General features: G+C 62.4%; 5 protein-coding genes. All 5 read left to right on the plus strand.

Annotated features, from left to right (window positions below):
- The first annotated feature begins 151 nt into the window (after positions 1 to 151).
- The 5 genes from VBE63_RS24750 to VBE63_RS24770 all read left to right on the plus strand — a co-directional run bounded on the left by VBE63_RS24750 (position 152) and on the right by VBE63_RS24770 (position 4,749).
- On the plus strand, positions 152 to 1,276 hold the full coding sequence (locus VBE63_RS24750; protein WP_323685677.1) for a type III-B CRISPR module-associated Cmr3 family protein: 1,125 nt from the start codon (positions 152 to 154) through the stop codon (positions 1,274 to 1,276).
- Positions 1,277 to 1,325: 49 nt separating this feature from the next.
- Positions 1,326 to 2,225 (plus strand): type III-B CRISPR module RAMP protein Cmr4, encoded by a 900-nt coding sequence (gene cmr4 / locus VBE63_RS24755; RefSeq protein ID WP_323685678.1) that lies wholly within the window; start codon positions 1,326 to 1,328, stop codon positions 2,223 to 2,225.
- Positions 2,226 to 2,228: 3 nt separating this feature from the next.
- Positions 2,229 to 2,600: a type III-B CRISPR module-associated protein Cmr5 gene (gene cmr5 / locus VBE63_RS24760; RefSeq protein WP_323685679.1), complete on the plus strand. Its 372-nt coding sequence runs from the start codon at positions 2,229 to 2,231 to the stop codon at positions 2,598 to 2,600.
- Between the two features lie 2 nt (positions 2,601 to 2,602).
- Positions 2,603 to 3,970 carry a type III-B CRISPR module RAMP protein Cmr6 gene (gene cmr6, locus VBE63_RS24765; RefSeq protein WP_323685680.1) on the plus strand — a complete coding sequence of 456 codons (1,368 nt, stop codon included), beginning with the start codon at positions 2,603 to 2,605 and terminating at the stop codon, positions 3,968 to 3,970.
- Between the two features lie 179 nt (positions 3,971 to 4,149).
- The gene (locus VBE63_RS24770) at positions 4,150 to 4,749 is read left to right on the plus strand and encodes a hypothetical protein (RefSeq protein ID WP_323685681.1); all 600 of its coding nucleotides are present in this window, start codon (positions 4,150 to 4,152) and stop codon (positions 4,747 to 4,749) included.
- Positions 4,750 to 4,892: the final 143 nt, after the last annotated feature.

Below are 4,892 nucleotides of genomic sequence, written 5' to 3' on the forward strand. Positions count from 1 at the left end.
CGGTTGACCAGCCAGCGGCGTCCGGCCAAACGCCGCTGCGCTGGCTGGAAAACTGTCTTGCGGTCGCTGAATTCTTGGTTCGGGACTGCCGCGTCTCCGCCAACCTTCCCTCAGCAACCGTTTCGGCTGCGAACGACAAGGGAGTCCACTGATGACCGTCTACCGTTTCCTGCAGCCGCTCGACCTGCTGGTTCTGCGCGGCAACAAGCTGTTTGGTGATCCCGGTAGCTTCGGCGAGAGCTTGGTGCCGCCCTGGCCCTCGGCCGCGGCCGGTGCGTTGCGCTCATGGCTCTTGGCGAGCGACAGTGCTGATGCGGCCGCCTTTGCCAGAGGCGAGGTCGCCCATCCAACACTGGGCACGCCGACCGCTCCTGGCTCGTTTCGGTTGACCGCCTTTCATGTCGCACGCCTCACCGCAGCCGGGACCGTCGAGTTGCTGATCGAGCCACCGTCAGACTTGATCTTGAGCCGCAGCGATGACGAGAAGCTCCGGCCTGCGATGCTCGCGCCACAGACACTGCCTGCGGGGCTGCTCGCCTCGGCGCCGGTGCAGCAGCTGCCGGTGCTTGGCGTCGCCGATCGGCGTAAGTCCGTCGCGGGTTATTGGCTGAATCAACGGGCTGTTACCGACTATCTGCAAGGCAAGCTCCCAGAGGCGGCTGATCTTATCCCAACCAATCAGCTGTGGAAGGTGGATGCCCGCATTGGGATCGGCCTCGATCCAATCCAACGTCGAGCCGACGACGGCAAGCTCTTCGCAACACAGGCCGTTGGCTTCTGCCCTGGAACCGGCTTCCTGGTAGGCGTTGAGGGTGCTGAGCTGCCAGCAAACGGCAGCTTGCGTTTCGGCGGTGATGGTCGTGCCGCGGCGGTCAGCACCGTCAGAGTGGAGCCGCCCATACCCGATCTCTCGGCGCTCGCCTCCGCTGGACGCTGCCGCCTGGTGCTGACCAGCCCCGGACTCTTTCCTGACGGTTGGCGTCTACCCGGTGTCGATGCGCAGGGGCGCTTCGCGCTCGGCGGCGTGCGCGCGCGTTTGGTCAGTGCTGCCGTCCCACGCGCGCAGACCGTTTCTGGCTGGGATCTGGCTGCCTGGCAGCCGAAACCCGCGCAACGCGCGGCACCCAGTGGCAGCGTGTATTGGCTCGACCAGCTCGAAGCCACCCCCGAAGCGCTCGGTAAGCTTGTCGCCGCTGGCCTTTGGCGCGAGCCCTGCGATGATCTACAGCGGCGCGCTGAGGGTTTCAATCGTTTCAGCTTCGCCGTCTGGACGTAGCCCAGCACACCCATCATCACTCTGACTCTGCCCGCCAAAGGACTTGCCCATGTTTGAGAAACAAGCTGCTGTCTTCTTTTACGCCGTCAGCCCGGTGCATCTCGGCGCCGGTAACACGGTTGGCGTCATCGACAACCCGATACAGCGCGAGACGCACACCGGTCATCCCTGTTTTGCCGGCTCCGGTATCAAGGGTGCGGTTCGCCACAGCTATGCCTCCGCCGGCGGTGATCCGGGTGACATCGACCGCCTATTCGGTCCGCCCTCGGGTAACAGTACATTGCATGCCGGCGCGGTGAGCTTCGGCGACGCGCAGCTGGTCGCTTTTCCGGTGCGCAGTCTCAAGAACGGCTATGCCTATGCCACCTGTCCGCAGGCCCTTGGGCGCGCCCAGCGCCTGCTCGCCTTGCTTGGCGTGGCCACTACCTGGAGGATCCCGACGGTGGCAGAAGGTCACTGCCTCCTCGCCAACCCGCAACTCTTGTCACAGGATAAGCTGCATCTGGAGGCGTTCGAGTATGAGGCGAGGATTTCACCAAACGAGGTACCGGCGATTGCCGCCGACCTCGCTGACAAGGCGCTTCCTACCGATGCCGCCCATGACTTCTTCCGCACCAAACTGAGCCAGGATTTGGTACTGCTCTCCGATACCGATTTCGCCTACTTTGCCGAGCATGCCACCGTGGTCGAGCCCCACGTGCGAATCAATCCGAAAACCGGAACCGCCGATGATGGCGGTCTGTTCTACACCGAGAATCTACCACCCGAATCGCTGCTCATCGCCCCCTTGATGGCCAGTCGGACCCGGACCGGCAAGGCCGACGAGGCACTGGACGCCACCGAGGTCATGTTCAGGCTCAAGGCGGTCTTGGATAACCGGCCGCTGCAGATCGGCGGTGATGCCACCACCGGGCGCGGCATCGTTGCCGTGCGCATCTTGGAGGGTTAAGGCATGCAGACGATGGAACAGCTTCGGGCCTCGGATACCTGGGACAAGGCGCAGCGCTGCAGCGAGGAGTATGTCAAGCTCGCCAAAGGGTTACCCGCTCTGATCATGAATAGCGGGTTGATTCAGGTGTTGGCGTTTCTCGAGGAGAAGGGCAGCAAGGAATCGCAGCGCCACTGCCGGGATTTGGCGCAACATCTGCGCGGCTGGCTAACAATGCGCTTCGATCCTTTGATTCCAAACGCTGACTTCTCTCCATTCATGGAGGCGCTGATGCAAGCGGAGCCACAAACCTATCAAGCTATCACCGCGGAGGCCTTTGCCTGGCTGCGCTGGATGCGGCAGATGGCGCCGGCCGCACGTGCGGGAGGTCGCTGATCATGGCGATGGCAGCAGTACCGGCCTACCTTGGCACTGATTTCTCCAGCGCATCGCCAGGCATGCGGTTTGGGATGTACTTGCAGTTGTGGGGCACAAACAACCGAACCCAAGAGCGGTTGTGGACCATGCATGACCTGAACTACCGCATTGCGGGTAGAGATCGGATTGAGCGCGAGTTCAAGGACGAGAACAAAACCGCCGCGCTGCGAGGTGCCACTCAGTTGAACCAGCAGGATCGTCAGCTCATGGCCGCGCTCCTTGAGCGCCAGACGATGCTTGCCGAGCGGCTGCAGCCCTCGGGTCAGCTACTGCGTGTCGATGCCGATGCGATCGCACCCTTCACCACTGGTCTCGGCAACGAACACCCGCTCGAAAACGGCTTCGCATTCCTCAATCCTTACGGACTCCCCTATCTGCCGGGCAGCGGCGTCAAGGGCGTGCTGCGCCAGGCCGCGCGCGAGTTGGCCAGTGGCGAGTGGGGTGATCCGCACGGCTGGAATCAAGCCGAGCGCTTCATGCTGGTTCTGGAGAACACCCGGATTCCAATGACAAAGCTCGACGTCCTGTTCGGCAAGGAGAGTGGCGATGGGGAGACCGAGCATGTCCGCGGGGCCTTGCGCTTCTGGGATGTCTACCCGCAGATTCCGGGCATGCAGCTTGCTGTCGAGGTGATGACCGCGCACCAGTCTCACTATCTGCAGGGCACGGATACCCCGCATGAGTCTGGTCAGCCCAACCCGATCAACTTCCTCAGCGTACCGCCGGGGGCTGGATTCCACTTTCATATCCAGTGCGATCAACCCTTCCTTGCGCGCCTAGCACCCGAGCTTGCCGAGCCCGGCGTTTGGCAATCACTGCTCAACGCGGCCCTCGAGCATGCCTTCGATTGGCTGGGCTTTGGCGCCAAGACGGCGGTCGGCTATGGAGCCATGCGCCGCGACCAGACGGCCGAGCAGGCACGCTTGAACGCGCAGCGCGCCGTCGAGGAGCAACGTCAGCACGAGGAGGAGGAACGGCTGCAGCGGGAGGAGGAGCAGGCCAGGGTCGCGCAACAACAAGCTGCGTTCGAAGCCTTGCCGCGGAGCGAGCAGGCGTTGCGCCGCTTCAAGGAGGGCACGGCGCAGTTCACTGGCGAGGGTCCACTCAACAAGGATCAGTATCCGGAGTTTTCACGGTTGGTGAATGCACTCACGGAGCAAGCCTTCGGCTGGGCGGATAGCACAGAGCGTCAACGTGCGGTAGACCTCCTGACGTCGGCACTTGATCGCTTCGGTTGGTCCGCACCGGGCGTCAAGGCAGACAAGCGAAAGAAACAGGAGACCAAGCGACGTCAGCAAATTGACGGTGTCATCAACGGCCATGCTTAATCACACCGCAGATCAAGAGATGCCCGAATTTCAACGCATCATCGGGCGGCGACGCCAACGCCCCATTGGGGAGCTACGCCCTCCGACAGCGGAGGAACGTGCTTGGGTCCGAGCGATGGTGTCACACCGATCAAGGGTACCCAAAGGGGTCTTCCGCTATCGGACCATGGAGGAGGCAAATGCTGATTGGGAGCGCTGGCATGTGGAACTGGTTGCTGAGCCTGCTGCGGCGTCAAAGCGCAACCCCTGAGACTGAAGCCGGTAGGGATTCCGGCGAGATGCTGTTCTCGCGGCCGGCCACTTGGGAAGACGTCATCGCCACGGCACGTTTGTTAAACCACTATCAGGTACGTTACCTCTTGGTCGGTGGCTATGCGCTTGCCGCGCATGGCTATGTTCGGATGACCGAGGATATCGACATTGCTGTTGCCCCGGACCCGGATAACAGCCGACGCTGGGTTCTGGCGCTGTCAGAACTGCCCGATGGGGCAGCTCAAGCCCTGGCTGATGAACACGATCCTTTCGAGGGCGACACCCTGCACGCGATTCGCATCAACGATGAGATCACGATTGATGTGATGCCGTCGGTGGCCGGCGTTGCCTTTTCGGAGTTGGAGGAGCATGCACAGATCATGCTGCTCGATGGGGTGCCGGTTCCCGTGCTAGGACTCAATGGTTTGTGGAAGACCAAGCAAGGACTGCGGCCCAAGGATCAGGCTGATGCCGCCATTCTTGGACGGGCGATCGAAGCACTCATGCAAACCAAGCGAGACGAATAACCTGTGACTGACACCCTCCTCCTGTGCACCGTCGGCGGCTCCCACCAGCCGATCCTCACCGCCATCCGCGAGTGCGCGCCGACCTTCGTGCAATTCTTCGCCAGCGGCACCGACGCCACCACTGGTCGCGCCGGCTCGATCAA

The organism is Lamprobacter sp. (genome assembly GCF_034860625.1).
Taxonomy (GTDB): domain Bacteria; phylum Pseudomonadota; class Gammaproteobacteria; order Chromatiales; family Chromatiaceae; genus Lamprobacter.

Excerpts from the sequence above, each read along its gene's own strand:
- VBE63_RS24750 (WP_323685677.1), top strand. The coding sequence starts at position 152 with ATGACCGTCTACCGTTTCCTGCAGCCGCTCGACCTGCTGGTTCTGCGC.
- cmr4 (WP_323685678.1), top strand. The coding sequence starts at position 1,326 with ATGTTTGAGAAACAAGCTGCTGTCTTCTTTTACGCCGTCAGCCCGGTG.
- cmr5 (WP_323685679.1), top strand. The coding sequence starts at position 2,229 with ATGCAGACGATGGAACAGCTTCGGGCCTCGGATACCTGGGACAAGGCG.
- cmr6 (WP_323685680.1), top strand. The coding sequence starts at position 2,603 with ATGGCGATGGCAGCAGTACCGGCCTACCTTGGCACTGATTTCTCCAGC.
- VBE63_RS24770 (WP_323685681.1), top strand. The coding sequence starts at position 4,150 with ATGCTGATTGGGAGCGCTGGCATGTGGAACTGGTTGCTGAGCCTGCTG.